Source organism: Flavobacterium sp. (genome assembly GCF_004295795.1).
Taxonomy (GTDB): Bacteria; Bacteroidota; Bacteroidia; order Flavobacteriales; family Flavobacteriaceae; genus Flavobacterium.
The window spans coordinates 1-20,282 of the sequence record NZ_SEBR01000013.1 but is presented as its reverse complement, the minus strand read 5'-3'; the positions used below and the strand labels follow the sequence as shown (position 1 = coordinate 20,282).

The following is a 20,282-nucleotide window of genomic DNA, read 5'->3' as shown; positions in this document are numbered from 1 at the left end:
TGCTCTTATTGTTGTTTGCGGGAGAACATTTTCTTGACGCGTTGGAACAAAGTCGGCGGACGGTCGTCCTCGTGATAGCCTTCGGAATAATTGGCATAAGAGTAACCGTAGCCATAACCGTAGCCATAACCATAGCCTTTTCCGTATTTGGCCTTGTCCTGATAGCCGTTGAAAACGATGCTCACGTTGTTCAACTCGCCTCTTTTGAAACGGTTGTTCAACAAGAAAACCATTTCCTTTTTGGTGTAATTCTGACGCATGATGTAAAGCGTCACATCGGCGTATGGAGCAAGTTCGAGCGCATCGGCAACAAGACCGATGGGCGGCGTGTCAAAAATCACGTAATCGTAACGCGTCTTGAGTTCGGTCAGCATTTCGCGCATGGCGTCGCTGATGATGAGTTCGGACGGATTCGGAGGAATCGGACCCGAAGTGATCACGTCGAGATAGGGAATGTGCGTCGGTTGGATGACTTCGTCCAAAGTCTTTTGTCCGATAAGGTAATTCACCGCACCTATTTCGTTCCGGACCTTGAAATCGTCGAAAATCTTCGGCTTTCTCAAATCGAGTCCGATGATCACGGTTTTCTTTTCGCTCAACGCAAATACCGTTGCGATGTTTATCGAACAGAATGTTTTTCCTTCGCCCGAAATCGACGAGGTCAACATAAGCGTTTTTCCTTTTTCGGAAATGTCGCCTTTTTTCTTGTACAGGAACTGCAAGGACGAACGGATGGCGCGGAAAGACTCCGCCAAAGCCGATTTGGGTTTATCGAAAACCGCGAGATTCGACTTCGTGTGCTTGATCCCGACGACTCCAATCAATGGGATTTTCGTGTTTTTTGTAATGTCTTCCGTATTGAGGATCGTGTTTTCGAGGAAGAAAATCACGAACACCAAAACCAACGGGATTATAAGTCCCAGGAAAAACGCAAGCACGTAATTCACGCTCGTGTTCGGCCCTACGAGACCGCCGCCAACGTCTTTTGCCGAATCGATAAAATGGATATCGGAAATATTAGAGGCCATGATGATCGCGGCTTCCTGACGTTTCGACATGAAATTGTTGATGACGCCGGCACTCAGATCGAAAGCGCGTTTCAATCTGTAATATTCCTGGCTGTCTTCCGGAAGTTGACCGATTGTACCTTGGATTTTGTTGATTTTCGCCTGTACGAGATTCAAATCATAATCGGCTGCAGCCCTTGCCGCGACGATGTTTTCGAGCAATACGTTCTTCAATGTCCCGATTTCCCGATCGTGGTCGCGAAAGGCCTTTTCGTTGTGGATGCCATAGGCCATGTTCGAGCGTTCGATCGATTTGGCGATGAGCAGGGAAACGTTCACGGTAATGTTGGGATCATCGATTCCTGCAACAGTTGGAGCAGGAAGCTTCGAGAAATCGACACTTTTAAGCAAATACGACTTCAGCGAAGCCAGATATTGTATTTTTCTCACGGCCACATCTTTCTGTAAATCGTAAGACTGCAATTGCGACGTGTATTGTTCGCCACCGCCTTCTATGTCAGAAAGGTTTTTGCCTCTCGAGAATTTCTTGATTGCGCCTTCGCTCTTTTGGAGCGCCGTGTCCATAGCTATCAACGTACTGTCGATAAACCGAAGCGTGTTGCTCGCAAATTTGTTTTTGCTGCGAAGTTGGTCCTCCATAAGGATTTTCACCGTCGCGTTGAGAAAGTTCACCAAGCGCTTTTTGTTCGTGCCCTGGAGCGAGAGTTTGACCACAGAGCCGGCCTTGTCGTCGATTTCCGTGCGAATGCCTTGATAACGACCTACAACGGCGTCGAAGTTGTTGAACCTGACGAAAAACTCCTTGTTGAGCACTGCATCGGGGTTTTCCTTGAGATTCAACCTCAGGTTCAGGAACGGCAAATCGACTTTCTGTCCGACTTTGTATCTTTTCCTGAAAGGCTCCGGCGAAACATTGACCGATCCCATTGTCACCGATGTGAGGATTTTGCCCGTCTTGGGATCTTCTTCCCCATAATAGATAACGGGAACTGAATTTCCGGAAAAATCGAGCGAGACCTCATAAGTCGTGGGAGAAACAAACTTGATGCTTACCAACGTATTGAAAATCTGGCCTTTTTTCTTGTCAAGCTCGACTTCAAACGGCACCTCACCGTAAACGTCCTGCATGTAGTATTCGCTCTGTTCCAGATAATCGATGTAAAAGTCAAGGGAATCGACGACCTTTTCGTTGTGCGTTCTCGACTTGAGGGCGTAGGCAATGCCTTGTACCTCATCTGAAATACCGCCCCAATTGAAAACAAGACTCGTATTGGAGGTAAACAATTGGTTGTTTTCTTCCTTGATGGCGACCGTGGTTTCCAAGCCGTAGACTTTCTCCTTTCGCACATTTACCTGATGCGCGATAAAAAAGCACACAGCCAGACTCAGCAGGAACCATTTCCAATAGCCGAGCACTTTGACGAGAAAGCCTTTAAAGTCGAAGCTTTCACGCCCTTCCAAATTCAAGAAATCTTTATTATCAAGCATGGGTGCGATCTATCTTGCCAACAAAACGGTTACGGTTACGAGTAATGAAGCCACAGAAACGATGGTCGTAAGCGACTGCACGAGCGTGGTACCGGTGCCCAAAGTCTTTTGTGAAAGCGGTTTTACGTAAACATAATCGTTGGGTTGAAGGTAATAATATGGCGAACTGACGGCATCGCGCTGCGTAAGGTCTACGGTGTGGATTTCCGTTCCCGAAGGCGTCTGGCGTATCACCGCCACCGCTTTGCGATCGCCCACTGTCGTTATGTCGCCCGCGTTTGCGACGGCTTCCATAAGGTTCACTTTTTCCTGAAAAAGCGTCTTGGTGCCGGGATTTCCGACTTCACCATTTATAGTGTATCTGAAACCTGCGAGCTTTACGCTCACGAATAAATTGGCATCTTTGGTAAAATATTCCGCCAACAGACGTTTTTCGATGAGTTGTCGGGCTTCCTCGAGCGTGTATCCCAAAACATTGACCTCGTTGAGCACTGGCATCCTGATATTCCCGTGATCGTCGATCGCGAATCCGTCAAAATACAAACCTTGCTCGGTCTGGGAAGTTTCTCCCTTTGCGGAAGGCTGGAAAAGTGCCACGAATTTCGGATCGATGGCCTTGATGGAAATATTGAGGATGTCGTTGGTTTGCAACCTGTAAGGTTTTGCGACCACGGCATTCACGGCCTGTCCCGGTTGAGTGGGTTCGCCTTGCAGATAAATCAGGTCTTTTGTAGGAATACAGGATGTGAACAACAGTCCGATAAGCAGAAACAGATAAGCCGAAAGCCTCTTCATTCGATTCGCGAAATTTAGCAGACAAATATAGTTTTTCATTTTTAAACTCCCATAGAAACGCGGGATTTCCGCTCTAATTGTTCTTGAGGGAATTTTCGAAAGGCACGCGTTGGATGATACTGCGTCCCAAAGTCACTTCGTCCGCATATTCGAGTTCGTCCCCAACGGCGATTCCGCGCGCGATTGCCGACGTCGTGACCTCGCAATCCTTGATTTGCCGATAGATGTAAAAATTCGTCGTATCGCCTTCCATTGTTGGGCTCAACGCAAAAATAAGTTCGTTCACGTTGCCAGATTTCACTTTTTCGACTAACGTTGCAATGTTGAGCTGGCTTGGGCCGATGCCGTCTACGGGAGAAATCTTTCCGCCGAGCACGTGATAAAGTCCTTTGAATTGTCCGGTGTTTTCGATGGCCATCACGTCGCGGATGTCTTCCACCACGCAAATTATCTCGCGATTGCGTTTTGCATCCACACAGATTTCACAAATTTCGGAGTCGGAAATGTTGTGGCAGCTTTTGCAGAATTTGATGTCGTTGCGCATCGAAGTCAAGGCTTCCGACAGAAAATCGGTCTGTTCTTTGGGCTGACGCAACAGGTGCAGAGCAAGACGCAAAGCCGTGCGCTTGCCGATTCCGGGAAGTTGGGAGATTTCGTTAACCGCGCGTTCGAGGATTTTTGAGGAGAATTCCATTTTGCAAAGGTAAGGATTGGATGGCGTTTTACACTTTCGGATTGTGCGCGTCTTCGATTTTGACCTTGCGCAAAATGGTCTGAGCCTCCGAGATAAGGCCAACACCTTACTTTAACATTTTTTACAGAAAATCTGTAATCGACGAAAAACAAATCTCTTGAAATTGCGAAAGCGTTCCAACGGCGATCGATCGGACGAAAAAACAACCAAAAATCTCTTTCTATGAAAACTTTCCATGACGTGGTCGCGGCTCGCGCAGCGTTTTTAGAGCGCCAAAACAAACTTCTCGAAATCAACCTGACGTTTTTCAAAAATCTTTTGGGGCAAATTGCAAGAAAAGGCGAGATTCCTGACGACAACCTGATTTGTATGGAGTCGGGGAAAAATGTGGGAACGACCGTCGTCGAAGATTGTCTGGAACTGGACGAAAAAGGCTCGTGCCGCATGAAAATCGAGATTGTGGTGACTTCTGACAGGCACGACATCCTGCTTTCGACGCAAAAAAATGGCGACATGTTCGAGTTGTCCGCCATGGCCTGGTTCGATTACATGTCTTTCAAATTTCAGGATTCCGAAATGGAAAAGCCCGAAGAAATCGACTTCTCGAAAGTCGTCGACCAACTTTTTTCGTCGATAGCTTTCCATTATGAGGTTGTGGAAACCTAGCTTTCGGATACGATTTTTGGGTTTGGTTTCGACAATCGCCTAGCCCGGATGCAAGCGGTTAGCCTTTTGCAGGAAACAGCCAGGTTTTGTTCGTGCGCCAAAGCGACCAGCGGAAGCTCTTGGCACGCGTTACAAAACCAGGTGTTTCCAAGAAAGCTAAAAGCGGGCCAGCCGGATTTGGCTTCCAAAAAAATCCGGAAGCGACACTACCAAATTCTTCGTATTTTCACCGCTTATCAAGTTTCAAGTTAAATGACTCCAGCCGCAATTCTCACGCTAATGCTCGTCTATTTCGGGCTTCTGTTCCTGATTTCTTATGTCGTTAGCCGCAAAGACAGCAGCAACGACGCGTTTTTCAAAGCCAATAAGAACTCGAAATGGTATCTGGTGGCTTTCGGGATGATCGGGACGGCGCTTTCTGGCGTGACTTTTATTTCGGTTCCCGGAGAAGTCGGTTCGCCAAACGGAGAAGAATTCAAGTATTTCCAGTTCGTTTTGGGCAATGCGATTGGTTTCGTGATCATCGCCTCGGTGCTTTTACCGTTGTACTATCGCATGAATCTCACGTCGATTTACGGCTATATAGAGAAGCGTTTGGGCACGATTTCGTACAAGACTGCGGCGTTGATTTTCCTGATTTCGCGCACGATCGGTTCGGCTTTCAGACTTTATCTGGTCGTGATCGTCTTGCAGCGTTACGTGTTCGATTACTACGGAATTCCTTTTGCGGTCACGGTCTTGATCTCGCTGGCGCTGATTTTCGCCTACACCTACAAAGGCGGACTCAAAACCATTATCATTACTGATACTTTGCAGACGTTTTTTCTAGTGACATCTGTTTTCCTCACGATCTATTTCATCTGCGACAGCCTCGATCTGAACGCTGTCCAGGCATTCGAAACAGTCAAACAAAGCAATTATTCGAAGATTTTCTTCTTTGAGGATTTCTTCTCGAGCAAGTTCCATTTCGTCAAGCAGATTTTGGGCGGAATTTTCGTCACGATAGCAATGGTAGGACTTGACCAGGATTTGATGCAGAAAAACCTGAGTTGCAAAAACATCGGTGAAGCCCAAAAAAACATGTTTACGTTCACCGGGATTTTCGTCATCATCAACCTGTTTTTTCTTAGCGTGGGAGCACTCTTGTACATCTATGCAAGCAAAAACGGAATCGAAGTTCCCACCGACCTGATTTCGGGCAAACCCAGAACAGATTATTTGTTCCCTGAAATCGCGTTCAAACATTTGACGACGATTCCGGCCGTGGTTTTCCTGCTAGGATTGACAGCTGCGACATTCGCCACGACAGACTCGGCTTTGACGGCGCTCACGACTTCGTTTTGCGTCGATTTTCTCAATATGGACAAAGGAGCGAATCCAAACGAGCCAAAAGTAGTGCGCACAAGACATTTCGTTCACGTCGCATTCTCGTTTTTGATGTTTTTGGTGATCGTGGTTTTCAACGCCATCAACGACAGTTCTGTGGTGAGCATGATTTTCAGGATCGCGTCTTATACTTATGGGCCGCTTTTAGGCTTGTACGCGTTCGGGCTTTTTGTCAAATCGAAAACCGTACACGACAAACTTGTGCCTTTTGTGGTTGTCGCGTCTCCGGCTCTGACCTTCTTTTTGGCCGAAAATTCGCTGACCTGGTTTGGATACATTTTCGACAACGAGCTCATAATCATCAATGCCTTGATCACTTTCCTCGGACTTTTGGTTATTGGCAAACCGGCCCAGACCGAGACCCGGTTCTGATGCGAAGTTTAGTCGTAGCCTGCTTTCTTTTGATTTTCGGAATTTGCCGATCGCAACATGATTTCGAGATAAAAGGTTCGATCGATGGTGAATTTTCAGGCAAGGTTTATTTGAGTTTCGACGACAAAACCGACAGTTGCCAAGTCAAGAACAAGCAATTTCAGTTCAAGGGCAAGCTTTCCAGATCGCCCGTGACCACGGTTTTGCAATTGGAGAACAGTCCGATGGCCGATGATTTTTTTCTGGATTCGGGCGCGATTTTGGTGGAAGTGAAAGTTGGAAAAGCCAAAGACGGAAACGACAACGAAGTCGTGACGTTCCGGGCAAATTCGATAAAAGGCGGGATTTCGCAAACGCGGTACGAAAACTTTTTGGCCGATTACACGTCGTACCAAAAAGGAAGGCTATCGAAAGAAAACCTGTTTGCCAAAGGTGTCGACATCGTCGAAAATTTCCCCGAAAACTTGTCGAGTGTTTACGTGCTGGAAAAGCTCGTGCTCAATTTTTACGAATCCGACAAAACGATCCTGCAAGGTTTGTTCACCAGACTCAAACCTGACAATTCTCCCGAAATAGTAAAGTCTTATGCAAAAATGTACGACAGGCTTTTCCCCGGAAATGTAGTCGACGTAAAACGCCGGATGAAACATTTCTCGCTACCCGACCAAAACGATAAGCTTTTCAATACCGAAACGCTTTCAGGAAAATGGATCCTGATCGACTTTTGGGCGAGTTGGTGTGCGCCCTGCCGCGAGGAATTTGCCGCGTTGCGAGAATTTTACAGGAAATCGAATTTCGAGATTGTCGCGGTTTCTATCGATTCGGACAAAACCGCTTGGCTAAAATTGTGTGACAAGCTCAAAACGCCTTGGAAAAACGTAAGGTCGGATTTGGAAAGCGGAAGTGAAGTGACTTCCATTTACGCAATCACCAGAGGCGTTTCGGTTACTTATTTGGTGAATCCGGACGGCATTGTCGTGGCGAAAAATCCAACCAAAGCCGAACTGAAAGCGTATTTGGGACTTTAGACGCAAGACGGACTGTACCGCTATTACTACTACTGCTACTGCTACTGCTACTGCCACTGCTACTGCTACCGCCACTGCCACTGCTACTGCCACTGCCACTGCTACCGCCACTGCCACTGCCACTGCTACTGCCACTGCCACCGCCAAAATCCCCGGAACACCAAAACCTAGCCCCGATTGCAGTGGTTAGCCTTTTGCGCAAAACGCCTCTTTTTGCAGTTTTGCCGAAGCGACCGAAGGAAGCTCTTGGCAAAGCTTGCAAAAATGGCGTTTTGAAAAAAGCTAATAGCGGAAAGCGGGAATCGGCTTCTAAAACTGACTCGTGGAAAGCATCACCAAAGTACAGGCGATCTCGATCTCGATATTATTTTGCTTGAGAAGTTTGTACAATTCAGGATTTTCGGTTCCCGGATTGAAGATGACGCGATCTGGTTTGAGCGACAAAATGTAGTCGTAATACTGTTCCTGGCGCATCGGATTCAGGTAAAGCGTTATCGTATCGACATCGGCAAATGGCGCTGGCGTAGTGAGCACTTTCACGCCGGCGACTTCGGTTTCCTTGAGTCCGATGGCGACTACCGGATGGCCGCGGCGCACCAAGCTGTTGATGGCCAGATAGGAATAGCGCATGGGGTTGTCTGAGGCGCCGAGAACGAGCGTTTTTTTCTGTTGCATGGTGTCGTGTTGCTGATGTTGTCTCATAAAAGTACTATCTTTAACACAATGCCTGTCTTAAGGCCGACATAAATTTTGCCCAAAACCATAACCTCGGTTTGACCCAGAATTTACATTCAGATGCTGTTCAACACGCTAATTTTGCACAAAAAACGATGGATCTTTTCATTTACCTGTTCGCTGCTTTGTTTTCGGTCCTGAACCCGATCGGAACCGTACCGATTTTTGTTGGATTGACGCAGGACGACGAGAAACGCGAGCGCTCGAGAATTTCGCTTTGGGTTGGAATCAACGTGTTCATCATTTTGCTTATCGCCTATTTTATCGGGAAATATGTGCTGTCGTTTTTTGGAATCAGCCTCGAAGCCTTGCGGATTGCGGGCGGAATGATAATCGTGAACTCCGGATTCAACCTGCTTTCGGGAAGCCTGTCCAAAAAACGCGGCATCAACAAACGCGTCGAAAGCGCAGTACAACAAAGAAATGATATCGCGCTCACGCCCTTGGCCATGCCGATGCTCGCCGGTCCGGGTTCGATGTCGCTCTTGATCGCGTTCTATCAGGAACACCACGAAATGCTCGAAATGGTGATTGCTGTCGCGGCCATGGCGTCGGTTTCTTTAGTGATTTTTTTGGTTTTGAGAAGCGCGCATTATTTGTCGCGAATTCTCGGACCTTCCGGAATCGTGGCGATCTCGCGCATTGTCGGTTTTATCGTTGTCGCGATCGGGATTCAGTATATTGTTAGTGCTATTGTCAGTATTATCAAGGAATATTTGATGTGATGATTTCCGGGATAACGCGCACAACTGCAACAGCTAATTTTTTGCAGACGATCGATTGGTTTCAGGGAATGATTGTCGACTGGAACTCAGCCGGAACTGCTTACGCGTTAGATGGTTCGATACGTAAACTTCACCACTATCATTTCGGTTTTCAATGCGACGGATCGATAACATCGGCTTGCGGAAATTATGTTTTCCTTTATCAGCGACTTGGCACAAAAGGTTTGCTGCTCAAGAATGGGGAAATTTTGCGCGAGATCAATCGCAGCTATTATCATTCAGACGTTTATGAATTTCCTGCGGCTTTTTTTGTTTTTGAGGCCAGGACCTATCTCGCGCATTGTCCGATTTCCTACAAACGCCTTGATTTCGAGGACGTGGAATCGGGTGAAATAGCTACAAATTATTGCGCTCGAGAACCGCAGGATTTCTTTCATTCAAGATTGGAAGTCAGCCCGGATGATACTTTTTTGATGAGCAGAGGCTGGTTCTGGCATCCGTTCGACGCAATCAGTGTATTTGATATAGCCAAATGTTTTAAAGATTTGAGTCTACTCGATAACGGCGGAATTTCTCCAAATGTAGCTTCCGAAATCTGTTCCGCGAGTTTTATTGACAGCGATCGCATTTTGGTTTGTGCTTCTGACGAAGATCCGTTCGACGATGACATGCCACAAACGATTCCGCCCGGCCATTTTGCTGTTTGGAATTTCAGGACTAACGTAATTGCGAACGTTCTGAAACCTGAAGAAAGAATCGGAAATTTGTTCGCGATTGACGACCGCTATTTTTGGGACACTTTCAATCATCCAAAAATCATCGCCCTGAACAACGGGGAAATCGTCGGAAAAATCGAGGACGTCAATTCGGGCGAGCAAAATTCCTCCATAATTCATCATCTGAATCCATTACCTCAAATCGCTTTCAATAAAGAAACCGGGCAAATCGCCATTTCGGCAAATCAAGAAATTGAGATTCTAGGACCGACATTCAAAAGTGATGGATTTTGAAAAACCTCCCAGCCAAAATCCTTATTTTCATCCTTTCACTAGTCTCACTATTTGCATTGGATTTCTATCTCGCCGACAAAATCTTCTGCCCAAGCTGCGAATTCAACGACAAAAATTGGTTGTTCGGGCTTTTCTATAGCAACGATTCCACTTCGGGTTATCATTCAGAACCGACCTTTTTCAATGTGATTTTTGTTTTTGCTATCGGATTTTTATTGAGTCGGGTTTTCGGACGGCTTTTGAAACGGTGATTTCTTTGCACTGTTTTTTGGACAATTAAGATAGTTAAGATTAGTTAAGATTAGTTAAGAGGTCGTTCCGACCTTTTGTGTTGCCCGATTTTAGACTGTTAAGATTGGTTGTTGCTTTTTTTTGAACCATTCAGGGCATTAAGTTCATTAAGATATTTCGTGTTTCAATCCTTTGATCTTTCAATCCGAAAATCTTCCAATCTGAAAATCCAAAAATTCAAAAAAAAGGCTCCGAGGAAAAATCCCCGAAGCCTTCAAAAACAAACCAAATTTAGCTGCTTATTGCAACACAATTTTCTTTGTAGTCGAGTACTCTCCCGACTGGAATTTCAAGATGTAAACGCCCGCGTTCAGGTTCGAAAGGTTGATGTCGCTTTGCGCGAAACCATTGCTCTCAAGATTTCTTTCGAAAACTTTAGCTCCTGTGAGACTGAATACACTTACCATATTTTTTGCCGATGCGTTTGCTCCGTCATAAAGCACTGTGATTTTTTTGTCGACCGATGGATTAGGGAACACGCTGAAAGACACTTTGTTCTCGAACTGGGCCGCGTCCAGCTGTGAAGTCACGTCTTGTTGGTTGAACGTCGTAACGCCCGTCGACGAACCGACGAATGTATTGAAAGTCAATCTATAAACCGTCCCGTTGGCAAGTTTCACGAAAAACGCCTGGTTCGAATCGACCGTGTATTGGAAAGACGAGTTCAAGGCTTTCCAGTCGAATCCGATTACGTTGATCTGCTCGCCGTAAGTTGGTGAAAAGTTCGCCGGAAGTCCGCTTGGTTGCTCGTGTTGCGCAACTTGTACATCCGGATGGCTCAAAACGCCAGTCACTTTGTATTTGTTGTCGACTCCGCCGGCATAATCGGTTACGTATTGCGTGAAAAGCAAATCCCAGTCGGTGTTTACCGGCTCAACTTCTACAGTCGCGTTTGTCGTCAGGTTGAAATAGTTGAAGAAACGGTTTGCCGATGCAGCGTTCGCAACTGTTTGCGTCGTATCTGCAGTCCAGGCCGATCCGTCCCAAGTTGAGTACGTGAAAGTGTATCCGGCGAAGAAATCGTCAATCTTGATTTTTTTGTAAGTCGATGTCGTTCCGGCCGTGATTTTGAGGACGAAAACTTTCGATCCTACGACGTGGTGCGTCACTGGATTGTATTCGCCCCATCCGTAAGTTGCTGTTCCGTTGTCAAGCGATCCTACTTCCCACTCAACATCGCTATTGTACAATCTTGTCCATGTCGCTTCCTGAGTTACATCGACCGTTGGCCAAACCGAAGTCGCTCCAACTTCATAAGTCTGGATGCGGCTATCGTTAACGCGAATTCCCATAGAGAAAGCGCTTGTGCGAAGGAAAGCGATATCCCAGGAAGCCGCCGGAATCGAAGCCGTGCTTGCGTTCGAGGAAAATTTGTAGTAAACCTGGTTGGCGTAACCCGCACCTTGGGCTACCGAACCAGCTGTCTGCGCATTCGAAACGAATCCGAACATCGCCATTGCTGCAAGAAGTATTGTTCTTTTCATTTTAGAGATTTATTTGATTATTATTTACTATTTGCCGTATTATTTTGCTCCTGATTCTGCTTTCTACTGCTGCCTCTGCAACTGCTTTCCGCCACTGCTACTGCTTCTGCGTCTGCTTTCTGCCACTGCCACTGCTTCTGCTTCTGCTTTCTGCTTCTGCTTCTGCTTCTGCATCTGCCACTGCAACTGCTTTCTGCAACTGCCTTCACTGAAGAAGTCGATACTCAAACTTCGGATAACCGCGAACGCCGCTTTGGTTCAAGAAGCCAAGCATTTTGATCTTGTACCAGTTTCCATCGGAATCTTTGAGCACGTAAAACCGGTCCGCGTAAGCCGAACCCGTGAAAACGTCGCGCCAATCGGCACCGATCACGCGCTGGTCGTCCTGAAGATTGGATTCGTTCACATCCGCAAGAGCGTAAGTCGCATAATTTGCGCCCGTGGAAGTGTTCACGCGGTAAGCTTTCACTCCGGCTTTGAGGTTGTTCAGCACGAAATCAGAATAGCCGTAAGAGCCCGCACCGTCGATTATGTTGGTGAAAACGGTGAAACTCAAATCCCATTTGTCTTTTTCCGGTTCCACGCTTACGACAGCATTCGTGTTGAAGCTGAAAAACGTGAAATTGTATTCGGAATTCTTGCCGACAACGACTTCCTGATGCGTGGCCGAAGTAAGATCGGCGTATTGGAAGCGATAGCCATCTCCTTCGCGCATGACTTTCACTTTCTTCCAGCCGCGAGGATTTCCGGCGATGGCGACACTTCCGGGAAGCGGCGTCGTCGTCCCGACCGTGTACCCCATATTGACGAGATAAACGTGGTTATCAGCCTCTATTTCAGATACTTCACCCATCGCATTCCCGCCGATAAGTCCGTTGGGATTGTCGATGTAAGCCGCGTTCGCAGGATCGAAAGTGCCCACCGAAACCTGAGCTTGATATTGGGCTACACTCGCCGCCGTCACCGCGTCAATGTTGGTCGCATCGAGCTTTTTGGCCGCCATGTAGATCGAACCGTTGATCGCTACGCGAAATTCTTCTCCGCCGTAAAAGCCAAGATCCCAACTGTCTCTCAAGACCGATGTCGTCTTTTCGAGACTCAAATCGATGAAAATCTGGTTGCCTTGGTTCGGTCCGCCGACTGCAGGCTCAAGCGTTGCTCCCAAAGATGCCGAGAACGAAATGTTCGTGGTTTTGTAGCCTTGGATGTTCGAAAAATGCGGATAATCGATCTCGACGATCTCGAACAAAACCTCTTTGTCCAAAGCGTTGAACGGATAAATAAGGTTGTTGAACTCGAAAGTCGCCTCGGTTTCTCCTTTGTGGAACGGAATCAGCAAATCTGTGCCTTCTACCGCCGGATACGTATCGAAATCGACTCCGTAAACCGCGTTCACCGGCGTGATCCTAATTTTCACGAAACCGTCGGCTTGTGGCTTTTCCGAAAAAACCAGTCGCATCAATTGTGTTCCCGTGATCTCGCGGTGGTTGTACGACGGTTTTTCGAACGCGACAACGAAAGGTTGCGCGTCCATTTGGTCTTCTGATTCGCAAGCCAATAGCAGAAAACAAATGCAGAAAGCAGTCGTCAGAAAGGACGGAAATGATCTGAAAATCGTAGGTAGCTTTTTCATCATCCGAAGTTGAATTTGTATAGGATTTTAAGGAAATAAGAGCGGCCGTAACCTAGCAGAAGCGATGTCGCCGGAGCGTCGTGTGCGCCGCCTTCAGTAGCCGTCGTGTTAATTGTCGTAAGGTTCGTGAGGTTTCTCGCTCCAAGCGTGATCTCGAGATTGTTGTTGACAAAACTCTTGCGGACCGTCGCGTCGAGCATCGCGAAATCGTTCTGTTTTCCTCTTTGCAGAATCGTGTTTCCGGCATCGTCCTGACGTTGCACGAACAGATATTGCGGGCCGTTATACTTGATGTAAGCCGAAAACAAGGTCTTCCACTTCGGAACGTTGTAACCGAGATTTCCGTTCATCTGGAGCGAATAAAGAAAGTCCTCGTTTTGGTTCGTGCTGCTGTCGAGAATCTTCGACACGCCGTTCAACGTGATGCCGCCGCTCGCCATAAGGTTTCCGTAAGTCATGCTCGAAGTGAGCGACGTTCCGAAAGTGCGGTATTGGTCGATGTTTCCAAATTGGTATTGCAACGGAGTCGAATTGATGATGATGAGCTCAATGCGGTCGCGAACATCGATATACCAACCCGAAAATTTGGTGTCAAAGTTGAGTTTATCGGACGAAACGAAATTCTTGTTCAGATGGAGAAAAGCCGAATACCCTTGCTCCGGCGTCAAATTCGGATTGCCTCGCACATCGTGGTTGACGTCGACGAAATACGTATAAAGTTCCTCGAAATCAGGCAAGCGCGGACAAGTTCCGACGATTCCGCGAAGTTCGTATCCTTTGCCCAGATCGTATCTGGCGCTGACCGAAAGTGCGGTTTGCGTGTCGAATTTGGACGAAAACATCGCTCGTGCGCCGGGGCGAACCGAAAATTTCGGCGTCACGTTTATTTCCGTCGAAGCGTAAACGTCGTAATTGCCAAGATCGCGTTCCACGTTGTTTCCGTCGAACATTCCGGTCACTGCCGATGCAAAACCCTTGATGTTGTTGACTTCATATCCGAGTTGAAAATCAATGTATTTGCTGTCGAGGAAATTGCTCAAACTGCCGCGCGAATAGAAAACCTTTCGCGATTCGTACTCGAAATTCTCGATGTCGAACTTTTCGCCTGAACGAATCCTGTATTGGAATTGCTCGACATTCCGCTTTTGCTGCTGATAAGAAGCCGAAACGTCATAAGTAAGTCCAGAATTGAATTTTCCAGATGCGTTCAACAGGTGGAAAAATCGTTCGGAGGAAAAAATATCGTCCGAAGCGATCGGATCGGTAGTTTCGGTCGCCGGATTGAAATTGGGATCGACCACGGACGCGAAACGCTTGGTTTCCTCATCGAAATATTCGAATCTGTAGAAAAATCGATGGTTCGTATTTGGCGAAAATCCGAGGTAAGCTTTTGCGTGCAATTGCCGCTTCGGAAGCCATTGGTAGCCGCGCAGCCCGTCGTTTTCCAGCCAATCGCGTCCTTTTTGTCCGTCCAGGAATCCGTCGAAATCATTGGCCGTGAAGGTTGCATTGGCGTGCCATTTGTCGCTGATGTTGTGTGCAATCCTAATCGATTGGATGTGTCGGCCTTTGTCGATTCCGTTGTATTCTTTCCCGATCGTTTCTTCCTGTATGAAAGGCGTGATTTCCCATTTGGAACGCGAACCTTTTTTGGTGATGATGTTGATGATTCCGGAAATGGCGTTCGCTCCATATTCGACGCCCATCGCGCCTTCGACGATCTCGATCTGTTGGACGTCGTCGAGGTTTATTTGGGTCAGATCGGCTCTGTCGCCCAAACCTTCGTCGTTCACAAGCGGAATGTTGTCGACCAAAATCTTGAAATAACGCGAATCCAGTCCGAAAAGCGAAACACCTGATTTCCCTGTGGATGCGTTCGGCATGACCGTGATGTTCAACGTCTGGTTCAACAGATCGGCCAAGTTGTTCCCGGCTTGCCTGTCGATGTCCTGGCGCGAAATCACTTTGACCTGATAAACCGCTTTCTTGACAGATTGCGGATTGTATTGTCCGGTGACCACGACTTCCTTGAGCTTGTCGCCGTTGACGATGGTGTCGTTCTGGCCGAAAGCGCAAAATCCGAAACAAATAAAAAATAGGACTCGTAAAGTTTTGGCAAGCATGTGGTTGTCGTTTGTAGTTCAAAAAAATCCGTCTGAAATCTTTTTATTTAGACCAAGTATGAATAATTTTGTGCTGCAAATATAAAACGCTATTTTTAATTGTTCTAAATAAAAAGACTATTTTTGCACTGTTAAAAAATCAAACAACCTTATGAAATCTCAAATTCTACTCTCTTTATCGTTGCTATTCACACTGGGAATCAACGCTCAAGACGCAAAAAAGAAAGAAGACATCAAGGCCATAAAATCGATGTGTGGCTGTTATGAAGTCGAATTCAACTTCGCCGAAACGTTCAAGTATGCCAAAAACGACGACTACAAAGCGTCTCCGACGAAATATGAAAAAGGCCTCGAATGGGTCGAACTCGTAGAAGACAGCCCGAATAAAATCGTGATGCAGCATTTGCTTCAGGTGAGCGACACGATGATCATCAAACACTGGAGACAGGATTGGGAATTCGAGAACACGCGTTTGTACGAATACAACAATGAAAACAAGTGGAAATACGTCACGCTTGCCAAGGACAAAGTAAAAGGCCAATGGACACAACGCGTTTTCCAGGTCGACGATTCGCCTCGCTATGAAGGAACGGCCACTTGGGTTCACGTCGACGGTCGCCACTATTGGGAAAATACTACCGATGCGCCACTTCCGCGCCGTGAGCACACGATCAGAAATGACTACAACATCCTGCAACGCACCAATACGCACGAAATCGTGAAAGACGGTTGGATACACGATCAGGACAACGTCAAAATCAAGAGAAGTGCCGACGGACAAGATCAGTTGGTCGCCAAGGAAAAAGGATTCGACCATTACAAGAAAGTTGACGATTCGAAATGCGCCGGCGCCCGTAAATATTGGGTCGCCAATCAAGGCATGTGGAAAAACGTGCGCTCGAAATGGGCTGCGATTTTCGCCGAGAACAAAGATTTGACATTGCTTCCGAAGGTAGAAGGCCAATCGCTTTTCATGGCGTTGTTCGACAAAAAACCGACGACTCCAAAATCTGAAACCGATGCTTTGATCGAGAAGTACTGGAAAAAATCCTAAACCAATCTGATTACAAAAGTTAGTTCATTGAAAGCACCTTTTTTGGGTGCTTTTTTTGTGTGTCCGATTTTGGATATAACACTAAATTCCCGTCGGAAACGTTCTCTTTTCAACCATGACAAAAAACTACCTACTCGCTTTTTTTCCATTCATTTGCTTTGGACAGAATCTCGTGTCGAATCCGGATTTCGAGAACGTCAAATTTTGTCCCAAAGGCATCGGCCAACTCAAGGACAACGTTGTCGATTGGTCGCTTCCGAATTCGGGTACAAGCGATGTTTTCTCCGAATGCGGAAAAGGTGAAGCATTGGTTCCGAAAAACGTCTTTGGATTTCAGGAAGCCAAATCGGGCGCGAATTATGCCGGAATTTACGCCTATGTGTCGGTTGGAGCGCGAGAATACATTCAGGGAAAACTCGAGCATTCGCTTGAAGCCGATAAAATTTACAAGATTTCGTTTTGGGTAAGTCTTTCGGAGATTTCGGATTATGCCGTCGACGGATTCGGGTTTTTGTTTTCCGAAAACGAAATCAAGCTCAAAAGCGGCGGCGTGCTTTCTCCGTCCGAAGTCAAAAAAGCCAATCCCGGATTCGTGCAGATCGTCGCCGTCGGAAACGGTGCTTTCTTATCGGATAAATCAAACTGGACTTTGGTCGAGGCGACTTTCAAAGCTTCGGGACGCGAACGTTTTTTCAGCATCGGAAACTTCAGGACGAATACCGAAACGACGAAAAAATTGATCCAAAAACAAACCGATCTGACAAGCTATTACTACATCGATCTGGTCGAAATCACTGCATTTACCGAAGATACGGCATTCGAAATTCCGTCGAAAGAAAAACTCGAGATCGACAAAAGCTACACCTTGCCCGTGTCGTTCGAGTTCGACAGCGCCAAAATAACGCCGGAAGCCGAATCGAAACTCGAGGAAATCATCGCTTATCTCGAGTCTCATCCTGACATAAAACTGAGACTTTCGGGCCACACGGACAACGTCGGAAGCGAGGATTACAACCGGAAAATCTCGTTGAAACGCGTGCAATCTGTGGCGCACTATCTCGTTTCCAAAAACGTCGAATCGCAACGCATTCAAACTTTCGGATTTGGTGAGTCACAACCCATCGACGATAATGCTACCGACGTTGGTCGCGCGAAGAATCGTCGGGTTGAGTTTGTGCTGTTTCAGTAAATTCCAGATTCAAACTTCAAATCCCAAATCCCAAAATTCAAATCCCAAATCCCATCCCGATAGCTATCCGGAGCAACATCCAACTTGACAGCATTCGGAAAACGGTCTCAAAGTTGGAACTCGGAACTTTTTCGAGACTTTTATCAAGCGAGATTTCACTTATCCTGAATCCACGACCAAGCCGCAATAGCAAAGGAAATTTAACAAAATTTACAGATTTTCTGTAATGGGATGATTTGCGTTTTTCGTAGGGATACATGCGCCCTTTCCCCATAGAAGCAAAGTTCGGATTTCCCGGAATACGGTCATTACAGAAAATCTGTAGTTTTTGTTAAACGTAGGTTCGGCTCGTGGCGAAACCCAATTTTCTCAAAACCTAAACCTCATCGCGATAACTATTGGAACCAAAATCCCAAATTCCAACCCGATAGCTATCGAGACCAAAATCCAACTTGACAGCATTCGGAAAACGGTCTCAAAGTTGGAACTCGGAACTTTTTCGAGACTTCAATCAAGTGAGATTCGCTTAGCCTAATCCACAACCAAGCCGAAATAGCAAATGAAATTTAACAAAATTTACATATTTTCTGTAATGGAATGATATGCGTTTTTCGTAGGGATACATGCGCCCTTTCCCCATAGAAGCAAAGTTCGGATTTCCCGGAATACGGGCAGTACAGAAAATCTGTAGTTTTTGTTAAACGTAGGTTCGGCTCGTGGCGAAAACCAATCCCGATAGCTACCGGAACAAATCGCAACTTGAACAGCAATCGGAAATTGATTTCAAAATTGGAACTTTCCCAAAACCTATTTCCTATGGGATTTTACTAGGTCGAAACCAACACAAAACGGAGTACACACAAAATATTTAACAAAATTTACAGATTTTCTGTAATGAGATGATTGGCGTTTTTCGTAGGGATGCACGTGCCCCTCCCCATAGAAGCAAAGTTCGGATTTCCCGGAATACGGGCAGTACAGAAAATCTGTAGTTTTTGTTAAACGTAGGTTCGGCTCGTGGCGAAAACCAAAACCCATCCAAATAATTATCGGAATCAAAATCCCAATCACAAAGTCGCTATGAAAACAAGCTGAAATTCGTCCAAAAAAAAACTCCGAACCAAAAAAGTCCGGAGTTTTTTTCAAATATTTAAACCCGAGTCAAACAAGGTTCAAGCCAAGTTCTCCCGTTCCAAATTGGAATTTAGAATCCGGGATTTGGGATTTAAAAACTGTGATTTCAGGAAGTTTTTGGCAGAAAAATCTCTGCCATCATACAACGCGCACTTCCACCACCGCAAGCTTCGATCGTATCAAGGCTTGAACTCAAAATCGTCGCGTGTTTCTCAAGTTTCGAGATTTGGTCTTTCGTCAGGCTTTCGCGAGCCGCCGCGCTCATTACGAGAAAACGTTTGTCTTCGGCTCCGCGCACTTCCAGCATATTTCCCGCGAATTGGCTCACTTGGTCTTCGGTGATCAGGATGATTTCTTTTCCGTCTTGCTTCAGGCTGTCGAGAACCGCTTTTTTCTCCTGTTTGTCATCGATGCAATCGGCACATATCACGGCGAAAGTCTCGCCCAGACACATCATCACGTTGGTGTGGTAAATCAGTTCGCGTTTCCCGTTCACGGTTTGGTAAGCGCTGAAAATGATCGGGCCAAAGTCCATGTCTTCGCAAAATTCGATCAGCAGTTCTTCGTCCGCGCGAGGTGAAAGCGCGCAATAGGCTTTGCCGTTGGCGCGATCGAGCAGCAAACTTCCCGTTCCTTCGAGGAAAATGTCGTCGGTTTCGGCTTCGGTATAATCGACTATACTTTCGATCTGGAAACCTTTCTCCTCGAGCATGTCCAAAACGTCCTCGCGTCTTTCGGCACGTCGGTTTTCGGCGAACATCGGATACAAAACCACATCGCCATTCTCATGGAACGAAATCCAGTTGTTCGGGAAAATCGAGTCGGGCGTATCGGGCTTTTTGGTGTCGTCGACCACTATCACGTTCACTCCGGCCATTTTTAGCTTTCGCGCGAAATCGTCGAATTCTTCCTGCGCTTTGGCGTTTGCGGTTTCGGGCGAAAGTCCGTCGAGCACTTTTTGATAATAATTGTTTACGGCCGTTTGTTCGTTCATGCGGAACGCGACGGGACGGATCATCAATATGGAGTTGGTGGTTTGTTTCATGATCAAAACTTCAACATTCGTTATTCGTTATTCGTTATTCGTTATTCAAAATTTTCGCTTCCGCGGATTATACCTTTCACACTTAATTTTTTGAACCATTAAGATCGTTAAGGTCATTAAGGTTTTCAATTCAATTCAGTTGTATATTCGAGTTTTGTCTTTGATTCCCGGACTTCGTCCTATTGTTTTGCCGAAAAAAAATTGGTTATTCGTTATGGTCATTCAAATTGTCGCTTCCACGGATTATACCATTCACACTTAATTTTTTTGAACCATTAAGATCGTTAAAGTCATTAAGGTTTTTCAGCTCGAATTCTGATTCACATTCGGGTTTTGTCTTTGATTCTCGGACTTCTTCCTATTGTTTTGCCGAAAAAAACTTGGTGATTCGTTGTGGTCATT

General features: G+C 46.3%; 15 protein-coding genes. 7 read left to right on the top strand and 8 right to left on the bottom strand.

Features of this window, described 5'->3' with window-relative positions; genetic code table 11:
* Positions 1–5: 5 nt before the first annotated feature.
* The 3 genes from EOO49_RS11845 to recR all read right to left on the bottom strand — a co-directional run bounded on the left by EOO49_RS11845 (position 6) and on the right by recR (position 4,005).
* A complete protein-coding gene (locus tag EOO49_RS11845) occupies positions 6–2,516 on the bottom strand; it encodes an exopolysaccharide transport family protein (RefSeq protein ID WP_290845894.1) in 2,511 nt (836 codons plus the stop codon).
* Between the two features lie 9 nt (positions 2,517–2,525).
* Entirely contained in the window at positions 2,526–3,311 is a 786-nt protein-coding gene (locus tag EOO49_RS11840) for a polysaccharide biosynthesis/export family protein (protein ID WP_290845892.1), read from the bottom strand.
* A 73-nt stretch (positions 3,312–3,384) separates the two neighbouring features.
* Positions 3,385–4,005, bottom strand: a complete 621-nt coding sequence (recR, locus tag EOO49_RS11835) for a recombination mediator RecR (protein WP_290845890.1) — start codon at positions 4,003–4,005, stop codon at positions 3,385–3,387.
* A 222-nt stretch (positions 4,006–4,227) separates the two neighbouring features.
* Here recR and EOO49_RS11830 point away from each other — a divergent pair, with 222 nt between their 5' ends.
* The 3 genes from EOO49_RS11830 to EOO49_RS11820 all read left to right on the top strand — a co-directional run bounded on the left by EOO49_RS11830 (position 4,228) and on the right by EOO49_RS11820 (position 7,457).
* Positions 4,228–4,671, top strand: a complete 444-nt coding sequence (locus EOO49_RS11830; RefSeq protein ID WP_290845888.1) for a hypothetical protein — start codon at positions 4,228–4,230, stop codon at positions 4,669–4,671.
* 252 nt (positions 4,672–4,923) lie between these two features.
* Entirely contained in the window at positions 4,924–6,429 is a 1,506-nt protein-coding gene (locus EOO49_RS11825; protein ID WP_290845886.1) for a sodium:solute symporter, read from the top strand.
* A complete protein-coding gene (locus EOO49_RS11820) occupies positions 6,429–7,457 on the top strand; it encodes a TlpA disulfide reductase family protein (RefSeq protein WP_290845884.1) in 1,029 nt (342 codons plus the stop codon). The genes EOO49_RS11825 and EOO49_RS11820 overlap by 1 nt, the downstream gene beginning before the upstream one ends.
* Before the next feature lie 309 nt (positions 7,458–7,766).
* Here the strand turns inward: EOO49_RS11820 and EOO49_RS11815 are convergent, their stop codons facing one another.
* Positions 7,767–8,132, bottom strand: coding sequence for a CoA-binding protein (locus EOO49_RS11815; protein WP_290846174.1), 366 nt, complete (start codon positions 8,130–8,132; stop codon positions 7,767–7,769).
* Between the two features lie 155 nt (positions 8,133–8,287).
* On the opposite strand from EOO49_RS11815, the gene EOO49_RS11810 reads away from it, so the two are divergent.
* Positions 8,288–8,917: a MarC family NAAT transporter gene (locus EOO49_RS11810; protein WP_290845882.1), complete on the top strand. Its 630-nt coding sequence runs from the start codon at positions 8,288–8,290 to the stop codon at positions 8,915–8,917.
* Positions 8,917–9,927 carry a hypothetical protein gene (locus EOO49_RS11805; protein ID WP_290845880.1) on the top strand — a complete coding sequence of 337 codons (1,011 nt, stop codon included), beginning with the start codon at positions 8,917–8,919 and terminating at the stop codon, positions 9,925–9,927. The genes EOO49_RS11810 and EOO49_RS11805 overlap by 1 nt, the downstream gene beginning before the upstream one ends.
* A 530-nt stretch (positions 9,928–10,457) precedes the next feature.
* Here EOO49_RS11805 and EOO49_RS11800 read toward each other — a convergent pair.
* The 3 genes from EOO49_RS11800 to EOO49_RS11790 form a co-directional block, all read right to left on the bottom strand.
* Complete coding sequence (locus EOO49_RS11800) at positions 10,458–11,702, bottom strand: T9SS type A sorting domain-containing protein (protein WP_290845878.1); 1,245 nt, start codon at positions 11,700–11,702, stop codon at positions 10,458–10,460.
* Between the two features lie 205 nt (positions 11,703–11,907).
* Positions 11,908–13,338: an HmuY family protein gene (locus tag EOO49_RS11795; RefSeq protein ID WP_290845876.1), complete on the bottom strand. Its 1,431-nt coding sequence runs from the start codon at positions 13,336–13,338 to the stop codon at positions 11,908–11,910.
* The gene (locus tag EOO49_RS11790) at positions 13,335–15,458 is read right to left on the bottom strand and encodes a TonB-dependent receptor plug domain-containing protein (protein WP_290845874.1); all 2,124 of its coding nucleotides are present in this window, start codon (positions 15,456–15,458) and stop codon (positions 13,335–13,337) included. The genes EOO49_RS11795 and EOO49_RS11790 overlap by 4 nt, the downstream gene beginning before the upstream one ends.
* Positions 15,459–15,609: 151 nt before the next feature.
* On the opposite strand from EOO49_RS11790, the gene EOO49_RS11785 reads away from it, so the two are divergent.
* On the top strand, positions 15,610–16,512 hold the full coding sequence (locus EOO49_RS11785) for a DUF6607 family protein (RefSeq protein WP_290845872.1): 903 nt from the start codon (positions 15,610–15,612) through the stop codon (positions 16,510–16,512).
* Between the two features lie 115 nt (positions 16,513–16,627).
* On the top strand, positions 16,628–17,701 hold the full coding sequence (locus EOO49_RS11780) for an OmpA family protein (protein WP_290845870.1): 1,074 nt from the start codon (positions 16,628–16,630) through the stop codon (positions 17,699–17,701).
* Between the two features lie 1,240 nt (positions 17,702–18,941).
* On the opposite strand, the gene ctlX is transcribed toward EOO49_RS11780, so the two are convergent.
* Positions 18,942–19,880 carry a citrulline utilization hydrolase CtlX gene (gene ctlX / locus EOO49_RS11775; RefSeq protein ID WP_290845868.1) on the bottom strand — a complete coding sequence of 313 codons (939 nt, stop codon included), beginning with the start codon at positions 19,878–19,880 and terminating at the stop codon, positions 18,942–18,944.
* Between the last annotated feature and the right edge of the window lie 402 nt (positions 19,881–20,282).